Origin of the sequence: Streptomyces sp. NPDC029041 (assembly GCF_040637515.1) — a bacterium.
Lineage (GTDB): Bacteria > Actinomycetota > Actinomycetes > Streptomycetales > Streptomycetaceae > Streptomyces.
The window spans coordinates 52,162-75,256 of sequence record NZ_JBEZWO010000008.1; the positions used below are offsets into that span (position 1 = coordinate 52,162).

Genomic DNA, 23,095 nt, shown 5'->3' on the forward strand with positions numbered 1-23,095 from the left:
TAATCATGCTCCTTGGGCATGGGACGGTGTCTCTGCGGCCGGGCTCGAAGGACTCGACGGACTGGTGGGAGAAGTCCGTCCCTCGGTGGCCGGTCCGACGGCGGAGGGCCCGCCCTTGCGTGCATGCCACGCGTTGCGCAGCATTTCGTGCCACCGCGGGCGCTTGCGCGGCGGGACATGGTCCACACCGCCCAGCGACCACGGATTGCACCGCAGGATGCGCCAGGCCGTGAGTGCCGTTCCCTTGATGGCACCATGCCGGTCGATGGCCGTGAAGCCGTAGTGGGAGCACGACGGGTAGTACTTGCAGACCGGCCCGAGCAGCGGACTGATCGTCCACTGGTAGAGCTTGATCAGAGCCAGCAGCGGGTACTTCATCGCGCGCCCCCTCCCAGCAACCGCTGGAGAGCGGCATCCAGGTCTCGGGCCAGCTGTGCATGGTCGGCGTCGCCCGATCCGGGCAGCGCTCGTACGACTACCAGGCTACCGGGGGGCAGCTGGGCGACTCGCTCGCGCATCAGGTGGCGAAGCCTGCGCTTCACTTTGTTGCGCACGACCGCGCCACCCACGGCTTTGCTCACGACGAAACCCGCACGCGTCGGGGGAGCGCTCTCCCCAGGCGCATGCGGGTCCGTGGCACCGCTTCGAAGGTGGACGACGAGGTGCGGGCGTCCTGCCCGACGGCCTCGCCGTACCGCGGTCGCGAAGTCCTCGCGCCGCCTCAGCCGGTTCTCGGTGGGCAGCACGACGTCATGACCTGATCGGAATCAGGCGGACAGGCGGGCGCGACCCTTGCTACGGCGGGACGCGAGAATCGCGCGGCCGGCACGGGTACGCATACGCAGCCGGAAGCCGTGGGTCTTCGCGCGACGACGGTTGTTCGGCTGGAAGGTGCGCTTGCTCACTCGGGGGCTCCAGAAAGAATCGGTGGTTGCGGGGTGCCGTCCTGGCTGTCACCGTGCGCCCACGAGTAGCTCGCAGTTACGCCCGAGTGCACCGCTGACCGATCACCCAAATGATCTGTGCCCATCGGAGGCAGGCGGCAGCAGCCATCGACAACTCGACCTGGTTACGGTACGCGCGGCTACGCCATCCGGTCAAACCGGGAGTCGCCGGGAGACACTTGTCCACAGGCTGGGGACAACAACTTGAACCGTACCCGCCGCGCTGACTACCGTGACGGAACTCCGATTCGTTCCCTTGTCCCTGCCGCGGCGGGTTTGCTCCCGCCCACCCACCCGGATGACATCCCAAGCCGTCCCAGAACCACACGTTCGTGGGACCTGTGAGAGAGCGTGCCCTGTGGCTGACGTACCTGCCGATCTTGCCGCAGTGTGGCCACGCGTATTGGAGCAGCTCCTCGGGGAGGGCCGCGGCCAGGGGGTCGAAGGCAAGGACGAACACTGGATCCGGCGTTGTCAGCCGCTTGCACTGGTCGCGGACACCGCCCTGCTCGCCGTACCGAACGAGTTCGCGAAAGGCGTACTGGAGGGCCGGCTGGCGCCGATCGTCAGCGAGACGCTGAGCCGCGAGTGCGGCCGCCCGATCCGGATCGCGATCACCGTCGACGACTCCGCCGGCGAGCCCCCCGCCCCGCCGGCGCCCCCGGCCCGCTCCCAGCAGCGCTACGAGGAGCCCGAGCTCCCCGCCGCGCGCCAGGACCGCGACGGCTACGACCGCCCCGAGCGCGACGCGTACGACCGCCCGGACCGCGACGCGTACGACCGCCCCGAGCGCGACGGCTACGACCGCCCGGACCGCGACGGGTACGAGGGTTACGGCCGCCACCGCGCCGACCAGGCGCCCGGACCGGCCGGCGACCAGCTTCCGCCTACGCGCGCAGACCAGCTTCCGACCGCCCGCCCCGCCTACCCGTCCGAGTACCAGCGCCCCGAGCCCGGCGCCTGGCCGCGGCCTGCACAGCAGGAGGACTACGGCTGGCAGCAGCAGCGCCTCGGCTTCCCGGAGCGTGACCCGTACGCGTCACCGGGCCAGGATTCGTACGGCCACCAGGACTCGTACACCCCACAGGACCCCTACGGCTCCGGCTCACAGGACGCGTACGGATCCAAGGGTCCCAAGGACTCCTACGGCCCCCCGTCCCAGGACTCCTACGGCCCCCCTTCCCAGGACTACCGCCCGCAGCCCATGGAGCGCCCCTCTTACGAGCAGCCGCGTTCCGAGTACGACACGTCACGCGGTGAGTACGACCAGCGCGACACGGTGCGCCGGGAGCTGCCCGACCCGCCCGCCGGTTCGGGCCACGTGCACCGGGGCGGACCGGTCGGTCCGAACCTGCCGACGACCGGCGCGCCCGGCCCCCTGGCCGCTCAGCCGGCACCGGCGACCGGCCCGGGTGAGCCGACCGCCCGCCTGAACCCGAAGTACCTCTTCGACACCTTCGTCATCGGCGCCTCCAACCGCTTCGCGCACGCCGCCGCGGTCGCTGTGGCCGAGGCGCCGGCGAAGGCGTACAACCCCTTGTTCATCTACGGGGAGTCCGGACTCGGCAAGACCCACCTGCTGCACGCGATCGGGCACTACGCCCGCAGCCTCTACCCGGGCACGCGCGTGCGGTACGTGAGCTCGGAGGAGTTCACCAACGAGTTCATCAACTCCATCCGCGACGGCAAGGGCGACAGCTTCCGCAAGCGGTACCGGGAGATGGACATCCTGCTCGTCGACGACATCCAGTTCCTCGCGGACAAGGAGTCGACGCAGGAGGAGTTCTTCCACACCTTCAACACGCTGCACAACGCCAACAAGCAGATCGTGCTGTCCTCCGACCGGCCGCCGAAGCAGCTGGTGACGCTGGAGGACCGGCTGCGGAACCGTTTCGAGTGGGGACTGATCACGGACGTCCAGCCGCCCGAGCTGGAGACGCGGATCGCGATCCTCCGCAAGAAGGCCGTGCAGGAGCAGCTGAACGCGCCGCCGGAGGTGCTGGAGTTCATCGCGTCCCGCATCTCGCGCAACATCCGCGAGCTGGAAGGTGCGCTGATCCGCGTCACGGCGTTCGCCTCGCTCAACCGGCAGCCGGTGGACCTGGGGCTGACGGAGATCGTCCTGAAGGACCTCATCCCCGGCGGCGAGGACTCGGCCCCCGAGATCACCTCGACGGCCATCATGGGCGCGACGGCCGACTACTTCGGGCTGACCGTCGAGGACCTGTGCGGCACCTCCCGCGGGCGCGCCCTCGTCACCGCCCGGCAGATCGCCATGTATCTGTGCCGTGAGCTGACCGACCTGTCCCTGCCCAAGATCGGTGCGCTGTTCGGCGGGCGCGACCACACCACGGTCATGCACGCGGACCGCAAGATCCGCAACCTGATGGCCGAGCGTCGCTCCATCTACAACCAGGTCACGGAGCTGACCAACCGCATCAAGAACGGCTGATGGCGACGGCGGTACGCCACTGAAGGCGCCCCTGAGGCTTCACGGGGCGCCTTTCTCATACCCCTGAGCCACCGACGCGTCTCATGCCCGGGGTCCGCCGACGCGTCTCATGCCCGGGGTCCGCCGGCACGTCGCATGTCCGGGGTCCGCCGGCACGTCGCATGTCCGGGGTCCGCCGGGGCGGCACGGACGGGCGCGGCGGCAGCCCCGTCCCAGGGCTCCTGAGCCCCTCCGCGCCCCCCGGAACCCCTGCTGGTGCGCAGCTCCGGCCTCTGTCCCCAGCCACCCGTCCGCAACCCGCTGTTCGATTAGGCGCCGGGTTACGGCCTCCCTCCACAGATTCGGCGACTTTCTGCCGTCCACATCCTGGGGACCGGGGAGTTGTCCAGATCGTGTCCACAGCGGCCGCTGTTGAAAGACCATCAGACCAGCTCAGGTGCTTGTGGATTGGTGGACGAAGGATCTCCACAGACTGTGGACGACGAGAGGATCCACAGGCTGTGCATCGAGTTGTCCACCGGCTGCCCACAGGCTGGGGGCCGTTGTCCCCAGCGATCGGCTGCTTCTCCACATGCCTGTCCACTGTTCGGCAACACGACGCGCCTCCTCACCGGGTCGAGTGAAAGGCGTCACACAAAGGTGCCGGGTTGGGCTGTGGGAAAGGTGGGTAAAGCTGGGGATGGCGCTGGGGAGAACTCGCCTCCCCCTGTGCACGGCGTGTGCAGAACTTTCTGTTCTCCACAGATGCACCCGGTTGTCCACTGCCTCCACCCACAGGCCCCGTGGACAAAATTCGCGCTCTGAGCTGGGCAAACGAGGTTATCCACGGTATCCACAGGCCCTACTACTACTCCCGACTAGAGAGAGCTGGGAATCCGTTTCGAAGGGGGCCCTGTGCACAACTCGCTCTTCGGTGCCCGACCGCCCCTCGTCACGACTTGACCCCGAGAGGCACCTACTGTCAGTGCCGTGCGTCAGACTGGTCCCCGGTGTCCTCCCCCTCACAGGGACCGACGGCACCGAGACAGACGACGAGGGCCAGGCAGAGCGAGAAGCGCCGGCAACAGCAGGAGGCGGCAACAGTGAAGATCCGGGTGGAACGCGACGTACTCGCGGAGGCAGTGGCCTGGGCGGCACGCAGCCTCCCGGCCCGTCCGCCGGCGCCTGTCCTCGCCGGCCTCCTGCTGAAGGCCGAGGAAGGCCAGCTGAGCCTGTCCGGCTTCGACTACGAGGTCTCCGCGCGGGTCTCCGTGGAGGCCGAGGTCGAGGAGGAGGGCACGGTCCTGGTCTCCGGCCGCCTGCTCGCCGACATCTGCCGCGCGCTGCCCAACCGCCCGGTGGAGATCTCCACAGACGGTGTACGGGCGACCGTGGTCTGCGGCTCGTCCCGGTTCACACTCCACACCCTGCCTGTGGAGGAGTACCCGGCCCTGCCCCAGATGCCGAACGCGACGGGCACGGTCCCCGGCGAGGTCTTCGCCTCCGCCGCCGCCCAGGTCGCCATCGCGGCCGGCCGTGACGACACGCTGCCCGTCCTCACCGGTGTGCGCATCGAGATCGAGGGCGACACCGTCACGCTGGCGTCCACCGACCGCTACCGCTTCGCGGTCCGCGAGTTCCTGTGGAAGCCGGAGAACCCGGAGGCCTCCGCGGTCGCCCTGGTGCCCGCCAAGACGCTTCTGGACACCGCCAAGGCCCTGACCAGCGGCGACCAGGTGATCCTGGCGCTGTCCGGCTCGGGCTCCGGCGAGGGCCTGATCGGCTTCGAGGGTGCCGGCCGGCGGACGACGACCCGCCTGCTCGAGGGTGACCTCCCGAAGTACCGCACGCTGTTCCCGACGGAGTTCAACAGCGTCGCCGTCATCGAGACCGCCCCCTTCGTGGAGGCCGTCAAGCGCGTGGCCCTGGTCGCCGAGCGCAACACCCCGGTGCGGCTCAGCTTCGAGCAGGGCGTGCTCATCCTGGAAGCCGGTTCCAGTGACGACGCACAGGCTGTGGAAAGGGTTGACGCCCAGCTCGAGGGCGACGACATCTCGATCGCCTTCAACCCGACGTTCCTGCTGGACGGCCTGAGCGCCATCGACTCCCCGGTGGCCCAGCTGTCGTTCACGACGTCCACCAAGCCCGCCCTGCTCAGCGGCAAGCCGGCGCTGGACGCCGAGGCGGACGACGCCTACAAGTACCTGATCATGCCGGTCCGCCTCAGCGGCTGAGCAGGCCCCGCGGCCGCAATCAGGCAGGGGATCACCGGCGGCTGTCCACAGGCTGAGGACAAATCCGCAGGTGAGGGCGTACGACTGAGCGCGTATGCCCACAGATGTGCGCGAGCGTCCGGGTTTAGGGTCGGACGTGGGTACGAAAGTGCCTGGCGGTACGCACGTGCCGCCACGCCACGTCGCAGAACCTAAGGAAAACAACTGATGGAGCTCGGTCTCGTCGGCCTCGGCAAGATGGGCGGCAACATGCGCGAGCGGATCCGCCGCGCAGGTCACACCGTCCTCGGATACGACCGCAACCCGGACCTCGCCGATGTCCACAGCCTGGAAGAGCTTGTGGGCAAGCTCAGCGGACCGCGCGTGATCTGGGTGATGGTCCCCGCGGGCGAGGCCACGCAGACCACGATCGACCGGCTCGCGGAACTGCTGGAGCCGGGCGACGTCGTCGTGGACGGCGGCAACTCCCGCTGGACCGACGACGTCAAGCACGCCGAGGAGCTGGCGGCCAAGGGCATCGGGTTCGTCGACTGCGGTGTCTCCGGCGGCGTCTGGGGTCTGGAGAACGGCTATGCCCTGATGTACGGCGGCGACAAGGAGAACGTCGCCAAGGTGCAGCCGGTCTTCGACGCCCTCAAGCCGGAGGGCGACTCCGGCTCCGTGCACGCCGGCAAGGTCGGTGCTGGCCACTTCGCGAAGATGGTCCACAACGGCATCGAGTACGCGATGATGCAGGCTTACGCGGAGGGCTGGGAGCTCCTGGAGAAGGTCGACTCCGTGACCGACGTCCGGGAGGTCTTCCGCTCCTGGCAGGAGGGCACGGTCATCCGCTCCTGGCTGCTCGACCTCGCGGTCAACGCGCTCGACGAGGACGAGCACCTGGATGAGCTGCGGGGTTATGCACAGGACTCCGGCGAGGGACGCTGGACTGTGGAGGCCGCCATCGACAACGCGGTGCCGCTGCCGGCGATCACCGCGTCGCTGTTCGCGCGGTTCGCCTCCCGCCAGGAGGACTCGCCCCAGATGAAGATGATCGCGGCGCTGCGGAACCAGTTCGGCGGCCACGCGGTCGAGAAGAAGTAGTCCAGACGAGAAGAAGAAGTAGTCCACAGGGCTGCACGGCAGTCCACAACCGTCCGGGGAGGTCGGCGAAACGACCATGCACGTCACGCATCTGTCGCTGGCCGACTTCCGTTCCTACTCCGGGGTCGAGGTCCCGCTCGACCCCGGGGTGACGGCCTTCGTCGGGCCGAACGGACAGGGCAAGACCAATCTCGTCGAGGCCGTCGGCTATCTCGCCACCCTCGGCAGCCACCGGGTCTCCTCCGACGCCCCCCTGGTCCGCATGGGTGCCGAGCGCGCGATCATCCGGGCCCAGGTCCGGCAGGGCGAACGGCAGCAGCTGGTCGAGCTGGAGCTCAACCCGGGGCGCGCCAACCGTGCCCGTATCAACAGGTCTTCGCAGGTCAGGCCGCGTGACGTGCTGGGGATCGTGCGGACCGTGCTGTTCGCGCCCGAGGATCTCGCGCTGGTCAAGGGTGACCCCGGTGAGCGGCGCCGTTTCCTCGACGAGCTGATCACCGCGCGTTCCCCGCGGATGGCCGGGGTCCGCTCCGACTACGACCGGGTCCTCAAGCAGCGCAACACCCTGCTGAAGTCGGCCGCGTTGGCCCGCAGGCACGGCGGTCGCACGATGGACATGTCCACGCTGGACGTGTGGGACCAGCATCTCGCGCGCGCGGGGGCCGAGTTGCTCGCCCAGCGGCTGGATCTGATCGCGACGATCCAGCCGCTGGCCGACAAGGCCTATGAGCAACTCGCGCCCGGCGGCGGCCCGATCGCGCTGGAGTACAAGCCGTCCGCGCCCGGCGAGGCACACACCCGCGAGGACCTCTTCGAGCAGTTGATGGCGGCGCTCGCCGAGGCCCGCAAGCAGGAGATCGAGCGCGGCGTCACCCTGGTCGGCCCGCACCGGGACGACCTGCAGCTCAAGCTCGGACAGCTCCCGGCCAAGGGGTACGCCTCCCACGGCGAGTCCTGGTCCTACGCGCTGGCGCTGCGCCTGGCCTCGTACGACCTGCTCAGAGCGGAGGGCAACGAGCCGGTGCTGGTGCTCGACGACGTCTTCGCCGAGCTGGACGCCCGTCGTCGTGAGCGTCTGGCCGAAATGGTCGCGGAGGGCGAGCAGGTCCTGGTGACGGCCGCGGTCGACGACGACGTACCGCATGTGCTGTCCGGGGCGCGGTTCGCCGTCTCCGAGGGGGCGGTGGAGCGGGTATGACGGAGAACACATCCGGCGGGGCCCCGAGTCCCTCGCAGCCGTCCGGCGGGTCTCCGAAGCCTCCCGAGCCGTCCGGCGTCGACCTCGCGCGCGTGGCGCTGCGTGCGGCCAAGGAAGCCGCACGCGCGCGGGGGGACGCGGCGCAGCAGAAGAAGCAGGCGCGCCGCGGTGGTCTGCGCTCCGGTGCGCGTGCCGACGGCCGCGACCCCATGGCGCTCGGCTCCGCGATCAACCGGCTGATCACCGAACGCGGCTGGGAAGCGCCGGCCGCAGTGGGCGGTGTGATGGGCCGCTGGCCTCAGATCGTCGGCGAGGACGTGGCCAAGCACTGTGTGCCGGAGAAGTACGACGAGGACGAGCGGGTGCTGGTCGTGCGCTGCGACTCGACGGCCTGGGCCACGAACCTCCGGCTGCTCGCGCCCACCCTGGTCGCGCGTCTGAACGAGGACCTGGGCCATGGCCGGGTGAAGCTGATCAAGGTGCAGGGCCCCGGCGGACCCGCCCGCCGCTACGGCCCGTTGCGCGCTCCGGGCAGTACCGGTCCGGGCGACACCTACGGCTGATCGGCACCGGTTTCCCACCTGCCGACAGTACGTGACTGACATCACATCAAGGGCTTCCGGTGGCTCTCCCGGGGTGCCGGAGGCCTTCCTGTCGCGCGCCCGCACACGGTTGCGAATCATGACCTGACTCCGAAGTAGCCAAGGGTTGACGGCCGGAAGCGCTGAGTGCCGCCGTGAGCCTCTTGGAGCCCCCATCCGCATATCGGGAGTCGGACAAGACCCGTCGAGGGCGGCACATGCGGACTCAGGTACCGGCAAACCCCCATCAGTGTCAGTGCTACCGGTAGACTGGAAGCAATCCCGCCCCACTCGCTGGGGACCGTCCGGGACAAGCTGAGCAACGCTGATCAAGGCTTACCAACGCAACATGCCGCAGCCGCTCCGGCAACCCGCCGACGAGCCTGGCTCGTGCTGTGCCAGAAAGGGCGCTTCGTGGCCGATTCCGGCAACCCCAACGAGAACATCCCGTCCACCGACGAAGGCGTGAGCAGCGAGGCGATCACCTCCCACAGCGAGGTCACCGCCTCGTACGACGCCAGTGCCATCACCGTCCTCGAGGGTCTGGACGCGGTCCGCAAGCGACCCGGCATGTACATCGGCTCGACCGGTGAGCGCGGCCTGCACCACCTGGTGCAGGAGGTCGTCGACAACTCCGTCGACGAGGCCCTGGCCGGTCACGCGGACACGATCGACGTCACGATCCTCGCCGACGGCGGCGTGCGCGTCGTCGACAACGGCCGTGGCATCCCGGTCGGCATCGTCCCCTCCGAGGGCAAGCCGGCCGTCGAGGTCGTGCTGACGGTGCTGCACGCGGGCGGAAAGTTCGGCGGCGGCGGCTACGCGGTCTCCGGCGGTCTGCACGGCGTGGGTGTCTCCGTGGTGAACGCCCTGTCGACCAAGGTGTCCGTCGAGATCAAGACCGACGGCTACCGCTGGACCCAGGACTACAAGTTGGGCGTCCCGACGGCCCCGCTCGCCCAGCACGAGGCCACGGACGAGCACGGCACCTCGGTCACCTTCTGGGCCGACCCGGACATCTTCGAGACCACCGACTACTCCTTCGAGACGCTGTCGCGGCGCTTCCAGGAGATGGCGTTCCTCAACAAGGGTCTGCGGATCAACCTCACCGACGAGCGCGAGTCGGCGAAGGCCACGGCCGGTGCGGACGAGGCGGGCGAGGACGAGAAGCACGAGGTCAAGAGCGTCTCGTACCACTACGAGGGCGGCATCGTCGACTTCGTGAAGTACCTCAACTCCCGCAAGGGAGACCTGGTGCACCCCACCGTCATCGACCTCGAGGCGGAGGACAAGGACCGGAGCCTGTCCCTCGAACTCGCGATGCAGTGGAACGGCGGCTACAGCGAGGGCGTGTACTCGTTCGCCAACATCATCCACACGCACGAGGGCGGTACGCACGAAGAGGGTTTCCGCGCCGCGCTGACCTCGCTGATCAACAAGTACGCGCGCGACAAGCGGCTGCTGCGCGAGAAGGACGACAACCTCACGGGTGACGACATCCGCGAGGGTCTGACGGCGATCATCTCGGTCAAGCTGAGCGAGCCCCAGTTCGAGGGCCAGACGAAGACCAAGCTGGGCAACACCGAGGTCAAGACCTTTGTGCAGAGGGTCGTCTACGAGCACCTCACGGACTGGCTGGACCGCAACCCCAACGAGGCCGCGGACATCATCCGCAAGGGCATCGCGGCGGCCACCGCGCGCGTGGCGGCCCGCAAGGCCCGTGACCTCACCCGCCGCAAGGGTCTGCTGGAGACGGCGTCCCTGCCGGGCAAGCTCTCCGACTGCCAGTCGAACGACCCTCAGAAGTGCGAGATCTTCATCGTCGAGGGTGACTCCGCCGGCGGCTCGGCCAAGTCCGGCCGCAATCCGCAGTACCAGGCGATCCTCCCGATCCGCGGCAAGATCCTCAACGTCGAGAAGGCGCGCATCGACCGCATCCTGCAGAACCAGGAGATCCAGGCGATGATCTCCGCGTTCGGCACGGGTGTGCACGAGGACTTCGACATCGAGAAGCTCCGCTATCACAAGATCATCCTGATGGCGGACGCCGACGTCGACGGCCAGCACATCAACACCCTGCTGCTGACCTTCCTGTTCCGCTTCATGCGGCCCCTGGTCGAGGCCGGGCACGTGTACCTCTCGCGCCCTCCGCTCTACAAGATCAAGTGGGGCAAGGACGACTTCGAGTACGCCTACTCCGACCGTGAGCGCGACGCCCTGATCGAGATGGGCCGCAACGCCGGCAAGCGCATCCGCGAGGACTCGGTCCAGCGGTTCAAGGGTCTCGGTGAGATGAACGCCGAGGAGCTGCGCATCACGACCATGGACCAGGAGCACCGCGTTCTCGGCCAGGTCACCCTGGACGACGCCGCCCAGGCCGACGACCTGTTCTCGGTCCTCATGGGCGAAGACGTCGAGGCCCGCCGCGCGTTCATCCAGCGCAACGCCAAGGACGTCCGCTTCCTCGACATCTGAGTCGGTCTCAGCTGACCGCACCCGGAAGGATTTTCACCAGCAATGACCGACGAGAACACTCCTGTGACGACGTCCGAGGGTGACGCCCTGGCCATGCGCGTCGAGCCCGTCGGGCTCGAGACGGAGATGCAGCGCTCGTATCTCGACTACGCGATGTCCGTCATCGTCTCGCGTGCGCTGCCGGACGTCCGCGACGGCCTCAAGCCCGTCCACCGCCGTGTGCTGTACGCCATGTACGACGGCGGCTACCGTCCCGAGCGCGGCTTCTACAAGTGCGCCCGCGTCGTCGGCGACGTCATGGGCAACTACCACCCGCACGGCGACTCCTCCATCTACGACGCGCTCGTGCGCCTCGCCCAGCCCTGGTCGATGCGCATGCCGCTCGTCGACTCCAACGGCAACTTCGGCTCCCCGGGCAACGACCCGGCCGCGGCCATGCGGTACACCGAGTGCAAGATGGCGCCGCTGTCGATGGAGATGGTCCGTGACATCGACGAGGAGACCGTCGACTTCACGGACAACTACGACGGCCGCTCCCAGGAGCCGACCGTCCTGCCGGCCCGCTTCCCGAACCTGCTGATCAACGGCTCGGCCGGTATCGCGGTCGGCATGGCGACCAACATCCCGCCGCACAACCTGCGCGAGGTCGCCGCCGGGGCCCAGTGGTACCTGGAGAACCCCGAGGCCTCCCACGAGGAGCTGCTGGACGCGCTGATCGAGCGCATCAAGGGCCCGGACTTCCCGACCGGCGCGCTCGTCGTCGGCCGCCGGGGCATCGAGGAGGCGTACCGCACCGGCCGCGGCTCCATCACGATGCGCGCGGTCGTCGAGGTCGAGGAGATCCAGAACCGCCAGTGCCTGGTGGTCACGGAGCTTCCCTACCAGGTCAACCCGGACAACCTCGCCCAGAAGATCGCCGACCTGGTCAAGGACGGCAAGATCGGCGGCATCGCGGACGTCCGCGACGAGACCTCCTCGCGCACCGGCCAGCGCCTGGTCATCGTGCTGAAGCGGGACGCGGTCGCCAAGGTCGTGCTGAACAACCTGTACAAGCACACCGACCTGCAGACGAACTTCGGCGCCAACATGCTGGCGCTGGTGGACGGCGTGCCGCGCACGCTCTCGCTGGACGCGTTCATCCGGCACTGGGTGACCCACCAGATCGAGGTCATCGTCCGCCGTACGCGCTTCCGGCTGCGCAAGGCCGAGGAGCGGGCGCACATCCTGCGCGGTCTGCTGAAGGCCCTGGACGCCATCGACGAGGTCATCGCGCTGATCCGGCGCAGCGACACGGTCGAGATCGCCCGCGGCGGCCTGATGAGCCTGCTGGAGATCGACGAGATCCAGGCCAACGCCATCCTCGAGATGCAGCTGCGCCGGCTGGCCGCCCTGGAGCGCCAGAAGATCGTCCAGGAGCACGACGAGCTCCAGGCGAAGATCAACGAGTACAACGAGATCCTGGCCTCCCCGGTCCGCCAGCGCGGCATCGTCAGCGCGGAGCTGGCCGCGATCGTCGAGAAGTACGGCGACGACCGCAAGACGACGCTGATCCCCTACGAGGGCGACATGTCCATCGAGGACCTGATCGCCGAGGAGGACATCGTCGTCACGGTCACCCGGGGCGGCTACATCAAGCGCACCAAGACCGACGACTACCGCGCCCAGAAGCGCGGCGGCAAGGGCGTGCGCGGCGCGAAGCTCAAGGAAGACGACATCGTCGACCACTTCTTCGTGTCCACCACGCACCACTGGCTGCTGTTCTTCACGAACAAGGGCCGCGTCTACCGGGTCAAGGGCTACGAGCTGCCGGACGCCGGCCGGGACGCGCGCGGTCAGCACGTCGCGAACCTGCTCGCCTTCCAGCCGGACGAGGCGATCGCCGAGATCCTGGCGATCCGCGACTACGAGGCGGTTCCCTACCTCGTGCTCGCCACCAAGGCCGGACTGGTGAAGAAGACGCCTCTGAAGGATTACGATTCGCCCCGCTCCGGCGGTGTGATCGCCATCAATCTCCGTGAGGGCCAGGACGGTTCGGACGACGAACTGATCGGTGCCGAACTCGTTTCGTCGGACGATGATCTGCTTCTGATCAGCAAGAAGGCGCAGTCGATCAGGTTCACCGCCTCGGACGAAACCCTGCGTCCCATGGGCCGTGCCACCTCGGGCGTCAAGGGCATGAGCTTCCGCGAAGGCGACGAGCTGCTCTCGATGAATGTTGTTCGACCCGGTACGTTCGTGTTCACTGCCACAGACGGCGGGTACGCGAAGCGGACCGCCGTCGACGAGTACCGCGTCCAGGGTCGCGGCGGCCTCGGCATCAAGGCTGCCAAGATCGTCGAGGACCGTGGGTCCCTCGTCGGCGCGCTGGTGGTCGAGGAGACCGACGAGATCCTCGCCATCACGCTGTCGGGCGGTGTGATTCGTACGCGGGTCAACGAGATCAGGGAAACCGGCCGTGACACCATGGGCGTCCAACTGATCAATCTGGGCAAGCGCGATGCCGTCGTGGGCATCGCTCGCAACGCCGAGGCGGGGCGCGAGGCGGAGGAGGTCGACGGCGATGTGGTCGTCGACGAGACCGCCGAGGACGCCCTGACCACCGGCACGGACGAGGGTGAGGCGCCCTCGGCCGAGTAGGCACGAGGAGTGAGTCAGCGTGAGCGGAGCCACGGGCGCCGGACCGGCCGGAACCCCGAGGGGTACGGAGGCGGACGACGGCGGCCGTGGCTCCGCCGCGCGTGCGGCGGACCCGCAGACGACCAACCTGAAGGCGATCAAGTCCCCGGCCAAGGACGAGCCGACGCCTGACGTGCATGGATCACAGGGGGGAACCGTGACGGACACCCGAGGTCCGCAGACCAAGCAGGCCAAGGGCGGTGCGGGGGCGCCCACCTCCGGCGCGCAGCCGCAGCCGGCCGGGCAGGAGCCGGGCCCGGCCTCGCCCCTGCCCGGGGAGCGGCAGACGAAGCAGCAGGCCGGGCCGTACCACCCGCCGCAGGCCTACCCGGCGCAGCAGGCGGCGGCCGGAGCCGGTCCCGCTGCCGCACGGCGTCCCCGCACGGGGGTGGGTACCACTCCGCGCGTCCGCAAGGCGCGGCTGCGGGTGGCGAAGGCCGATCCGTGGTCGGTGATGAAGGTCAGCTTCCTGCTCTCCATCGCCCTGGGCATCTGCACGATCGTCGCGGCCGCCGTGCTGTGGATGGTCATGGACGCGATGGGCGTCTTCTCGACGGTCGGCGGCACGATCTCCGAGGCCACCGGATCGAACGAGTCCAACGGCTTCGACCTGCAGGCTTTCCTGTCGCTGCCCAACGTGCTGATGTTCACCGCGGTCATCGCGGTCATCGACGTGGTCCTGGCGACCGCCCTCGCGACGCTCGGCGCGTTCATCTACAACCTGTCCGCGGGCTTCGTGGGCGGCGTGGAGCTGACGCTCGCCGAGGACGAGTGACGACACCTTCGTCGTCGCCCTGACGGTGGCCCGACAACCGATTTTGGGACTTCCCATGTCGTGCGCTAATCTTCAGGAGTCAGCGCGCGGGACACACCCCGCAAAGCGCGGCGGGGCTATAGCTCAGTTGGTTAGAGCGCATCCCTGATAAGGATGAGGCCACAGGTTCAAATCCTGTTAGCCCCACCAGCGAAAAGACCCTCAGTCGATACCGGCTGGGGGTCTTTGACATTCAGCGAGTGCCGACGGCTTCCGCTCGCTCGGCCTCTTCGTAGGGCGTGGCACGATGACGGCGGAGAGGTGCCCCAAGCAGGCGCTGGGCGAGGCGTCGGAGAAGCAGGTCACTTTGAACATGACGGCGACGTCTGGTACCGCAAGGCAGGTGACAGCCACGAATACGCGGTACCCCGCGACGGCGTGGTGATTCGTCTGATCGCTGATGTGGACAAGGTCGACCGCGCAGTTCTGCGCAAGGCAGCCGAGGCGGCCCACCGCCCGGACAACACCGAACTGGCCGCACTCCTGCCGGCCACCAACGGCGCGGACACCTGAGAGACGGCATGTCCACACTGGCAGCCCCACCGTCCGGGCCGAGCCGAGATGGCCCTCCGGGCATGTCCTGACCCTGGGCCCCTGGATCAGGACATGCGTAAGCCCGGCCGCTCTGCCGAGCTGCCGGGCTTGGTACGCAGATCGCTTGGGTGTCGTTCCGGGGGATTCAGCGCTGGAGGGGCGTCAGACGGTTCGCCCCGGGGTCGGGGTCCTCGTCCGTGCAGTCGGTGCCGGGCGAGGTCACCGTGTCCTCGGGTGAGCGGTGCCGGCAGCGGGGGGTCTTGCCGTGGGCCTCGGCCCGGATGCGCTGCTTCATCGTGGGGGGCAGGGCCCTTGGCGAGGACCGGGAGAACGTCGTCGGTGCCGCCGTCCGCTGCTGCGGGATGCTCGCGCGGTTGCTGTTGCTCTTCTGCTCGGTCTGCGGTACCGCCGCTGCGGCGGTCGTGGTGATGAGTCCGAGCGTCGTGCACAGCGCGAGGAAGGCGGTGACGATGGTGGTCCACAGCTTCATGACCTTGTTCCGGGCCATGGCCCCTCACTTTCGGGTCGGGCGATTTGCGTACTTTCCTCATCATGTGTATGAGGGTCGAGAAGTGGTGGACCTCCGCCCGTGGCGCGTCGATGTTCCGATGAACACCACCCGGATGGGCGCAAGGAGGGTGAAAAGGTCAGGAAAGCGATGGAGAGCGGGCAAAGTGACCGTCCGTCGAGGTGTGATCACCCTCCGATCGGAGCGGCACACTCCGCTTCTATCCCTGTTTCCGGGAGGGGAGTTGAGTGCCGACTCAGGTCACCGATCGGTATCGGCCGGTGTGTATAGTCGGGCGCCAGAGGTCCCCTACGTCAACGAAAGACGAGGTCGCGCGGTGAAGAAGCTTCTCCTGGTCGCACTGGCCGCCATCGGCGGGCTCCTCGTGTACCGCCAGATCCAGGCGGATCGCGCCGAGCAGGATCTGTGGACGGAGGCGACTGACTCCGTTCCCACGGGTTCGTGAGTCACGACAACCCAGACCGAGCACACCCCGGCCGCCTCGCGGTCGGGGTTTTGTGTGCCGAGGGCCGGTCGCGAAGCCGGCCGGCGCGGCAGGATGGGCCGACGGATCACGGCATGGCGGCCCATGGGGCGGTGAGCGGTCCGTGGACCGGGAGAGGGCCGGGGCGACGGTGAGGGGTGGCGCGTGAGGGGACGGTGCCGTACGGCGTGGAGGCGGCGCGCGGGGACGTGGCGCGAGGGTCCGGCTGTGGCCGTGCGCGTCGGCGCAGCGGCCGTGGTCCTGGGGACGACAGCGGCCATGGTGCCGGGACAGGCCTCCGCCGCCGCACATCAGGCCTCCGGCACGCCGAGCCCGTACGCCTTCGCTGACGGCGCGCTGCGCGTCCAGGGAGCGAGGAGTACCGGGGACGCCGCACTCCTGAAGCCCGGCGAGGCCTACAGGAGCTCCCTGCCGGGCAACGGCAAGGTCAACTACCGCCTCGACCTGGACGCCACGTCCGACGCGTACGTCTCCGTCACCGCCGCCCCCGCCCCCGGCAGCACCGTCTCCGTCATCGACGGCATCAAGGTGACCGTGCAGGACGCCGAGGGCAACACCTGCTCCGACGACACCACGCGCTTCGGAGCCGCTCGCAGCCCCCACCCCGTCGCGGCCTGGGGCATGCGCGAGATCTCGCCCAACCGGCCGCTGTGCACAAAGCCCGGTGCCTACTACCTGTCCGTCGAACGCGTCGATCCGAAGGGCGAGGGCTCCTCACCGGACGCGTGGGACCTGGAACTCGTCGCCATGACGGAACCGCGGACGGCGGGAACCGAGGCCACCGGCTCACCCGAGGTGTGGAACTCCGCCACGCCCCAGCCGCTCCAAGGCGATGCCCGGCACCGCAAGGGCGGCGCGGGCTTCACCGGGGCCACCCCCCTCGGCCAGGGAGTCTGGCGTGACGACATCCGGCCCGGCCAGACCCTCTTCTACGCGGTACCGGTCGACTGGGGACAGCAGATCTCCGTCACCGCGGACCTCGGCAGCTCGGAAACCGGCGCCACCGGCTACACGTCCGACGCGCTGCACCTGACCCTCTACAACCCCGCGCGCGGCGACGTCGCCGATGTGGGAGTCGGCTACAACGGCGGCCAGAGGTCCGGAAGCCTGCCTCCCCTGCCACCGGTCGGCCACGCCAACCGCTACTCCGCCACCTCGCAGGTCAGCGCGATGCGCTTCGCCGGCTCCTACTACCTCGTCGCCCACCTCTCGCAGGACGTCGCCGACACCTTCGGCGACGGGCCGTTCAAGATGACCCTGCGGGTGACGGTGAGCGGGGAGCCCAGGAGCGGTCCCGAGTACGCGGGGGAGTCCGTGCCCGAGGGTGTCTTCGAGGTCACGGACGAAGACCGGGAGGCGGCCGCGGAGGGCGTGGCCGCGGGCCGTGACACCGCCATGAGGGCACTCGCCGTGGGCGGCATCGGCACCGGGAGCGCACTGCTCGTGGGGCTCGGGGTGTGGAGCCTTGTGGCCCGGCGCAGGACTGTCGCGTAACGGGGGGCTTCGGCGGGCCGTCCGCTGCCGGATCGCCGGATCGCCGGATCGCCGGACCGCCGGATCGCCGAATCGCCGAATGCCGATCCGGGCTGCCCCGACGCTCAGAGCGCGGTTCAGGGCTGCCCCATCACTCAGATGCGGCTCAGGGCAGCGCCATCACTCTCGGGGCGGCTCACGGACGCCCCACCCATCTCATGCGGGCGTGTTGCCGGCCGCTCAGATGCGGGTCAGCGCCCAGAATCCCACGGCGTAGCAGGCCAGTGCGAGGAGCAGCAGCGGGACCGCCACCCTGGCCGGAGGCCCCGGGCGGGAGGGCCGGTGTGCCCGGTGCCGTGGCGGCGCCTGGCCGCTCGGCGGGGCGGTCGGTGTCCGGGTGGTGTACGTGGCTGTGGAGGCTTCCGTGCGGTAATGCTCCGCAGGGGGCAGAGGAGGGCCGGAGTACGCCGGGGGGAGCGGCTGTGCGGAGGACAGCCGGTGTGTGGGGTCGGAAGGGGAGACGGACGCCTGCGGGCGCGGGGCGAGGACGGGGGAGGGCTGGGACGGACCGGCCGCGGAGGATGAGGTGACCGTGGCCTGTGGCGGCGGCAGATGGAAGCTGCCGGTGTCCGACATGGAGGGCGGCCGGGCCGGGCCGGCGGTGTGGCGCGGGTCGGACGGCGCCGACTCCGCGCGTGGCCGGTGGGGCTCGGAGTGCTGTCCGTCCGGGTCCGACGGCCCGCCGTCGTCCCGCCCGGGCCGAGACCGCTCCCCGCTCGTCCCGGAGTGCTCGTGCGGCGCCTCCCTCGGGCCCGATCCCTTCGCTCTCTCCAGTGGCCCCTCGGGCGCGAAACCCCTGGGCAGCGGGCCCAGTTGGTCGAAGATCTCGATCAGCTCGTCGTCCGGTCCGGGCTCCGGAAGCAGCTCCGCGGCGGCGGCGAGTGCCTTGCGCGCCCCCGTGGCCGTACGGAACCGCGCCTCGGGATCCGGCTGGAGCAGCATGGCCACCACCTGCCACAGCGGCTCGGGGATGCCCTTGGGCGCGCCGGGCGTCCCGTGCTCGGCGAAGTACTGGATGAGCGCCTTGCTGTCCGGCTTGGCACCCTCCAGCAGATACAGCGCGACCAGTCCCACGGCGAACAGGTCGGCGGGAAAGTCCGGGTCTGCACCCATCATCTGCTCGGGTGCGAGATAACCAGGCGTCCCCACCACGAGGTTGGTCTCCGTCAGACGGGGCTCGCCCAGCCGCATCGCGATGCCGAAGTCGGACAGGCGCAGCCGCGGCCGGCCCGTGCCGGTGGCCTCCAGCAGCACATTGGCGGGCTTCACGTCACGATGGACGACGCCCTCCGCGTGCACCGCGGACAGGCCCGACAGCAGCTGGTCGAGCAGGGTACAGACGAAGGCCGGCGGGAGGGGGCCGTAGTCCCCGACGAGGTGCACGAGTGATCCGCCCGCGACCAGGTCCATGGTGAACAGGACCTTGTCGTCGTCGGCGGCCCAGCTGGTCGGGGCGAGAACATGCGGGTGGTCGATCCGCAGGGCCTGCTCCCGTACGAAGCGCAGCAGTGAGTGCGCGTCGCTCTGGAGGAGGACCTTGGCGGCCACATAGCGGCGGCGGCGGTGGTCCCAGGCACGCCAGACGGCACCGACCCCTCCGCGTCCGATCGGGTCGACCAATTCGTACCGGCCGGCGAAGACCTCACCCATGGCTGTACGTCGCTCCTCCCCCTGCGGCTTTCCCCCTTGCTTCCCCTCCGGCGAGCACTACGACTCCCCGGCAGGCGAAACGGCTCCCCCGAAATCCGGCTCCCCCGAAACCCGGCTCCCCCGATCCCCCCAGCTCTCCCCGGCCCCCGCCGGTTCCCCCGATGAGTGATACGTCCCCCTCGCGTCGACCGGTCCCCCGTACGGCACACGCCCCCTCGTGTCCGTCCGTATCGCGACGCGTCCCCCGTCGCCTCACCCACGCCCGCTGCCGAACCCCCTTCGGCGGCCGGGCGGTGGGATCAGCTCTGGTGGGACTGGTAGTGCGAGACCGCGTCCGAGGTGCGGCCGGCCCCGTAGACCCGGAGGAACTCTGCCAGCTCCGGATGGGTCGGGGCGAGGGTGTCGGCGGCGTCGATGATGTCGCCCGCCGCCGCGACCGACCGCAGCAGCGACTGGATCTCACGCACGACGCGCTTGACCGTGGGCGCCCCCGAACTGCTCGTCGTCTGCGTGGTGTTGCTCAGCACCGAGCCCCCCTGCGACTTCTTGATCTCCTCCATCCGCTCGGTGGCCTCACCCGCGCTCACGCTGCCGTCCGCGACCTGCCCCGCCAGGTCCTGCAGCAGCTGAACCCGCTGCACCACGGCGGGATTGCCGATCTTCGCGCGCTGACCGCTCATCAGCTGCGACAGCATCGGTGCGGACAGTCCCAGAACCCCCGCGAGACGAGCCTGGTTGAGACCAAGATCGTCGATGAGCCTACGGAAGAGCGCCCCCAGCGGCTCCCCGTACCAGTTCCGCTGCAGTTCCCGCGCTCTTGCGGTCGCTTCCTGCTGTGCGGCGTCCATTGCGTCTCCCCATCGCTTCCCCATGTACGGCGGTTCGCGGTAGCGAACCACGCCGAGCATCTTACGGAGAGTGGTCGACGACGGGGACCCCCAATCTTTTTGCGGAACCACGGGGGTGACCCGGTACTCTGGTCTCCGACACCCGCCGGGACACGGTTTCTCCGGTCGGACGTCCCCTTCCGGGGCCTTAGCTCAGTTGGTAGAGCGCTGTCTTTGCATGGCAGATGTCAGGGGTTCGACTCCCCTAGGCTCCACTCTGAGAATGCCCTCCGAACTGCGGAAACGTGGTCTCGGAGGGCATTTCTGCGTGTCCGTGCCGAGGCGGGAGCGCGTGTTTCACGTGAAACGGCCCGGCGGGGCAGAAGACCCTGAAGTCTCCTGCCTCGCCGGGCCGTTGGATCCGGCGCCCTCAGGAACGGTCGTCGCGGCGGGAGGCCTCGTCCTCGGCCTGCTTGGCCTCGACCTCCGGGTCCAGGACCGACGGGCCGGTACCGTCCACGGACGACAGGCGCCCCGACTCGGGAACCTCCGTCGCGGCCGGCGGCTCCACCAGCCAGTCCGGATTGGCCTGCTTGTCCCACCACTTCCACGCGGCGAACGCACCGCCCGCGACCACACCCACGATCACCAGCGTCTTCGCGGCCTTACCGGCCTTGGCCCGCCGCTCATGCTTGCGGACCAGCTTCTGGATCTCCTTGGGCGAGACCTGTCCGCGCAGCGCGGACAGAGCGGCCACACTGCGCGCCGCGGCCTCGGTCGTGACAGGCACGGCCGCAGCCACCGCCTGCTCGATCCTCGGTCGCGAGTACTCCGCCGCCTGGCGGGCAGCCTTGCGCGTACGCTCGGCGGCTTCCTGGGCGGCATGGTCGACCTTCGGCGGCACATGCGTGCGGGCCTGCTCCAGATACGGCTGCACATGAGTGCCGTACTGGACGCGCGCCTGCCCTGCGGCCTGCGTCACCTTGGGCGCTAGCCGTACGCGTGCCTCGTGTGCGTAGTGCGCGGCCCTGTCCTTGGCCGTGTCGGCGTAGGGCGCCACCACTTCCGCGGCGTGCAGCACGCTGTCCTTCGCCGAACCAGTCGCGGCGCGCACGCTGTCGATGCGGGTCACGGGTTCCTCCTCCTCGGTGGCGTACGGTATTTCGACTTTCCACCCTTTTACGGATCATGCCTCCCGACGCACGAACGGGCACGCGCGGAAGGGCATCCGGGTCACGCGAACCGGCATCCAGAGCCGATCACGTGCGATAGCGGATGAATGGGGAACAACAGGAGCTTGTCGTCGACAATGCCACGGATCGCCGCCGAGCGCCCCCGCCCCGGCACCGCTCGACCGGTTTTCTGTGCCCGCCCGCCGAGGGTTTCCCCCCGCTGCGCCGACGTCGGGCGACGCGGCGGCCCGTCCATGCGAGGATCGGGGAGTCACGGAAAGACAACGGAAGGCAGATCGTGGCCGAGCAGCTCTACGCCACCCTGAAGACCAATCACGGCGACATCGAAGTCCGGCTCCTGCCGAACCACGCGCCCAAGACGGTCAAGAACTTCGTCGAGCTCGCCCAGGGCGAGCGGGAGTGGACCCACCCGCAGACGGGTGCGAAGTCCACGGACAGGCTCTACGACGGCACGGTCTTCCACCGGGTGATCAGTGGCTTCATGATCCAGGGCGGTGACCCGCTGGGCAACGGCACCGGCGGTCCCGGCTACCAGTTCGAGGACGAGTTCCACCCGGACCTGCGCTTCGACAAGCCCTACCTGCTGGCGATGGCCAATGCCGGCCCGGGCACCAACGGCTCGCAGTTCTTCATCACCGTCTCCCCGACGGCGTGGCTGAACCGCAAGCACACCATCTTCGGCGAGGTCACCGACGCGGCGAGCCAAAAGGTCGTGGACACCATCGCCACGACCCAGACGAACCCGCGCACCGACCGCCCGCTCAACGACGTGGTCATCGAGTCGGTCGTCATCGAGACCCGCTGAGCGCAGAAAGGCTCCCACCGGGAAACCACGCGAGGCTCCCACCACGAACCACGCGCAGGCTCCCGCGGGGAACCAATCGCCCCGCTCATCCGTAAGGATGAGCGGGGCGGGCTTTTCTCACACGACCTAGGGGAGACCATGGACGACCAGGCTGCGGGCAGCCCGCAGGACGCCCACAGCGTCCCCATGTGCTACCGCCACCCGGACCGCGAGACCGGCATCCGCTGCACGCGCTGCGAGCGCCCGATCTGCCCCGAGTGCATGGTCAACGCCTCCGTCGGCTTCCAGTGCCCCGAGTGCGTCCGCACCGGCTCCGGCACCGGCCACTCGCCCACGGCCACCCTGCCCCGGACGATCGCGGGCGGCTCCATCGCCGCCGATCCCCGGCTGCTGACCAAGATCCTCATCGGCATCAACCTGGCCGTGTTCATCGCCGTCCAGGTCAACGAGTCGCTGCTGAACGACATCGTCCTGCGCGGTGCCTGGCCGCCGGCACCTTTCACCCCCACACAGGGCGTGGCGGGCGGCGAGTGGTACCGCATGGTGACGTCGATGTTCACGCACCAGGAGATCTGGCACATCGCGTTCAACATGCTCAGCCTGTGGTGGCTCGGCGGCCCGCTCGAAGCGGCCCTCGGCCGCGCCCGCTATCTCGCGCTCTACTTCATCTCCGGCCTCGCGGGCAGCGCCCTGGCCTATCTGCTGACGCCCCCCGAGACGGCCACGCTGGGTGCCTCCGGCGCGATCTTCGGCCTCTTCGGCGCGACAGCCGTACTGATGCGCCGGCTCGACTACGACATGCGGCCGATCATCGCCCTGCTGGTGATCAACCTGATCTTCACCTTCAGCCCCGGCTTCAACATCTCCTGGCAGGCCCACATCGGGGGCCTGGTAGCCGGTGTCGTCGTCGGATACGCCATGGTCCACGCTCCGCGCGAGCGCCGCGCGATCGTGCAGTGGGGCACCTGCGCCCTGGTCGTGGGCGTGGTCGTGCTCATGACCCTTCTGAGGACGGCGCAGCTCGCCTGAGCAGGCGTTGTCCACAGCGGGTGGCGGATCTTGTGCATACGGTGCGGGAACACCTGTGCCCCCTACCACGATCTG

At 69.2% G+C, this 23,095-nt stretch carries 20 protein-coding genes and 2 tRNA genes; 15 read left to right on the forward strand and 7 right to left on the reverse strand.

Translation table 11 applies throughout. The annotated features are described in order from the left end of the window. Positions 1-3: 3 nt before the first annotated feature. From yidD to rpmH, 3 genes are read right to left on the reverse strand one after another with little or no spacing between them, the layout of a single operon-like run. Positions 4-378 (reverse strand): membrane protein insertion efficiency factor YidD, encoded by a 375-nt coding sequence (gene yidD, locus AB0F04_RS21500; protein WP_053670149.1) that lies wholly within the window; start codon positions 376-378, stop codon positions 4-6. Next, complete coding sequence (gene rnpA, locus AB0F04_RS21505; protein ID WP_078625383.1) at positions 375-746, reverse strand: ribonuclease P protein component; 372 nt, start codon at positions 744-746, stop codon at positions 375-377. The genes yidD and rnpA overlap by 4 nt, the downstream gene beginning before the upstream one ends. Before the next feature lie 21 nt (positions 747-767). Next, positions 768-905 carry a 50S ribosomal protein L34 gene (gene rpmH / locus AB0F04_RS21510; protein WP_003956500.1) on the reverse strand — a complete coding sequence of 46 codons (138 nt, stop codon included), beginning with the start codon at positions 903-905 and terminating at the stop codon, positions 768-770. 397 nt (positions 906-1,302) lie between these two features. Between rpmH and dnaA the strand changes: the two genes are divergently transcribed. The 10 genes from dnaA to AB0F04_RS21560 all read left to right on the forward strand — a co-directional run bounded on the left by dnaA (position 1,303) and on the right by AB0F04_RS21560 (position 14,949). Next, positions 1,303-3,396, forward strand: coding sequence for a chromosomal replication initiator protein DnaA (dnaA, locus tag AB0F04_RS21515; RefSeq protein ID WP_362043574.1), 2,094 nt, complete (start codon positions 1,303-1,305; stop codon positions 3,394-3,396). Between the two features lie 1,082 nt (positions 3,397-4,478). Continuing rightward, positions 4,479-5,609: a DNA polymerase III subunit beta gene (dnaN, locus tag AB0F04_RS21520; protein WP_362043575.1), complete on the forward strand. Its 1,131-nt coding sequence runs from the start codon at positions 4,479-4,481 to the stop codon at positions 5,607-5,609. 207 nt (positions 5,610-5,816) lie between these two features. Beyond that, positions 5,817-6,692 carry a phosphogluconate dehydrogenase (NAD(+)-dependent, decarboxylating) gene (gene gnd / locus AB0F04_RS21525; protein ID WP_104779130.1) on the forward strand — a complete coding sequence of 292 codons (876 nt, stop codon included), beginning with the start codon at positions 5,817-5,819 and terminating at the stop codon, positions 6,690-6,692. Positions 6,693-6,768: 76 nt separating this feature from the next. After that, positions 6,769-7,890, forward strand: a complete 1,122-nt coding sequence (gene recF, locus AB0F04_RS21530) for a DNA replication/repair protein RecF (protein WP_362043576.1) — start codon at positions 6,769-6,771, stop codon at positions 7,888-7,890. Next, complete coding sequence (locus AB0F04_RS21535; protein ID WP_362043577.1) at positions 7,887-8,453, forward strand: DciA family protein; 567 nt, start codon at positions 7,887-7,889, stop codon at positions 8,451-8,453. Before recF ends, AB0F04_RS21535 begins: the two co-directional genes overlap by 4 nt. Before the next feature lie 432 nt (positions 8,454-8,885). Then, positions 8,886-10,946, forward strand: coding sequence for a DNA topoisomerase (ATP-hydrolyzing) subunit B (gene gyrB / locus AB0F04_RS21540; RefSeq protein WP_362043578.1), 2,061 nt, complete (start codon positions 8,886-8,888; stop codon positions 10,944-10,946). Positions 10,947-10,988: 42 nt separating this feature from the next. After that, positions 10,989-13,583 carry a DNA gyrase subunit A gene (gene gyrA / locus AB0F04_RS21545; RefSeq protein WP_362043579.1) on the forward strand — a complete coding sequence of 865 codons (2,595 nt, stop codon included), beginning with the start codon at positions 10,989-10,991 and terminating at the stop codon, positions 13,581-13,583. A gap of 19 nt (positions 13,584-13,602) precedes the next feature. Continuing rightward, complete coding sequence (locus AB0F04_RS21550) at positions 13,603-14,397, forward strand: DUF3566 domain-containing protein (protein WP_362043580.1); 795 nt, start codon at positions 13,603-13,605, stop codon at positions 14,395-14,397. A 112-nt stretch (positions 14,398-14,509) separates the two neighbouring features. Then, positions 14,510-14,586 (forward strand) — tRNA-Ile (locus AB0F04_RS21555). 228 nt (positions 14,587-14,814) lie between these two features. Beyond that, positions 14,815-14,949: a hypothetical protein gene (locus AB0F04_RS21560; RefSeq protein WP_362043581.1), complete on the forward strand. Its 135-nt coding sequence runs from the start codon at positions 14,815-14,817 to the stop codon at positions 14,947-14,949. 166 nt (positions 14,950-15,115) lie between these two features. Here AB0F04_RS21560 and AB0F04_RS21565 read toward each other — a convergent pair whose 3' ends face one another. Then, entirely contained in the window at positions 15,116-15,478 is a 363-nt protein-coding gene (locus AB0F04_RS21565; protein ID WP_362043582.1) for a DUF6344 domain-containing protein, read from the reverse strand. Positions 15,479-15,815: 337 nt separating this feature from the next. Here AB0F04_RS21565 and AB0F04_RS21570 point away from each other — a divergent pair, with 337 nt between their 5' ends. Together AB0F04_RS21570 and AB0F04_RS21575 are read left to right on the forward strand one after the other, a co-directional pair. After that, entirely contained in the window at positions 15,816-15,944 is a 129-nt protein-coding gene (locus AB0F04_RS21570) for a DLW-39 family protein (protein WP_003999697.1), read from the forward strand. A 246-nt stretch (positions 15,945-16,190) separates the two neighbouring features. Further along, positions 16,191-17,477, forward strand: coding sequence for a hypothetical protein (locus tag AB0F04_RS21575; RefSeq protein ID WP_362043583.1), 1,287 nt, complete (start codon positions 16,191-16,193; stop codon positions 17,475-17,477). 219 nt (positions 17,478-17,696) lie between these two features. On the opposite strand, the gene AB0F04_RS21580 is transcribed toward AB0F04_RS21575, so the two are convergent. Beyond that, a complete protein-coding gene (locus AB0F04_RS21580; protein ID WP_362043584.1) occupies positions 17,697-19,166 on the reverse strand; it encodes a protein kinase in 1,470 nt (489 codons plus the stop codon). A 299-nt stretch (positions 19,167-19,465) separates the two neighbouring features. Next, positions 19,466-20,014, reverse strand: a complete 549-nt coding sequence (locus AB0F04_RS21585; RefSeq protein WP_053670162.1) for a DNA-binding protein — start codon at positions 20,012-20,014, stop codon at positions 19,466-19,468. 181 nt (positions 20,015-20,195) lie between these two features. Between AB0F04_RS21585 and AB0F04_RS21590 the strand changes: the two genes are divergently transcribed. Further along, positions 20,196-20,268, forward strand: a tRNA-Ala gene (locus AB0F04_RS21590). A 155-nt stretch (positions 20,269-20,423) separates the two neighbouring features. On the opposite strand, the gene AB0F04_RS21595 is transcribed toward AB0F04_RS21590, so the two are convergent. Beyond that, positions 20,424-21,125 (reverse strand): DUF5324 family protein, encoded by a 702-nt coding sequence (locus tag AB0F04_RS21595; protein ID WP_362043585.1) that lies wholly within the window; start codon positions 21,123-21,125, stop codon positions 20,424-20,426. 338 nt (positions 21,126-21,463) lie between these two features. On the opposite strand from AB0F04_RS21595, the gene AB0F04_RS21600 reads away from it, so the two are divergent. Both AB0F04_RS21600 and AB0F04_RS21605 read left to right on the forward strand, forming a co-directional pair. Continuing rightward, on the forward strand, positions 21,464-21,991 hold the full coding sequence (locus AB0F04_RS21600) for a peptidylprolyl isomerase (RefSeq protein ID WP_362043586.1): 528 nt from the start codon (positions 21,464-21,466) through the stop codon (positions 21,989-21,991). A gap of 138 nt (positions 21,992-22,129) precedes the next feature. Further along, entirely contained in the window at positions 22,130-23,020 is an 891-nt protein-coding gene (locus AB0F04_RS21605; protein WP_362043587.1) for a rhomboid family intramembrane serine protease, read from the forward strand. Positions 23,021-23,095: the final 75 nt, after the last annotated feature.

Excerpts from the sequence above, each read along its gene's own strand:
- yidD (WP_053670149.1), bottom strand. The coding sequence starts at position 378 with ATGAAGTACCCGCTGCTGGCTCTGATCAAGCTCTACCAGTGGACGATC.
- recF (WP_362043576.1), top strand. The coding sequence starts at position 6,769 with ATGCACGTCACGCATCTGTCGCTGGCCGACTTCCGTTCCTACTCCGGG.
- gnd (WP_104779130.1), top strand. The coding sequence starts at position 5,817 with ATGGAGCTCGGTCTCGTCGGCCTCGGCAAGATGGGCGGCAACATGCGC.
- AB0F04_RS21580 (WP_362043584.1), bottom strand. The coding sequence starts at position 19,166 with ATGGGTGAGGTCTTCGCCGGCCGGTACGAATTGGTCGACCCGATCGGA.
- AB0F04_RS21565 (WP_362043582.1), bottom strand. The coding sequence starts at position 15,478 with ATGGCCCGGAACAAGGTCATGAAGCTGTGGACCACCATCGTCACCGCC.
- AB0F04_RS21585 (WP_053670162.1), bottom strand. The coding sequence starts at position 20,014 with ATGGACGCCGCACAGCAGGAAGCGACCGCAAGAGCGCGGGAACTGCAG.
- AB0F04_RS21605 (WP_362043587.1), top strand. The coding sequence starts at position 22,130 with ATGGACGACCAGGCTGCGGGCAGCCCGCAGGACGCCCACAGCGTCCCC.
- AB0F04_RS21535 (WP_362043577.1), top strand. The coding sequence starts at position 7,887 with ATGACGGAGAACACATCCGGCGGGGCCCCGAGTCCCTCGCAGCCGTCC.
- gyrA (WP_362043579.1), top strand. The coding sequence starts at position 10,989 with ATGACCGACGAGAACACTCCTGTGACGACGTCCGAGGGTGACGCCCTG.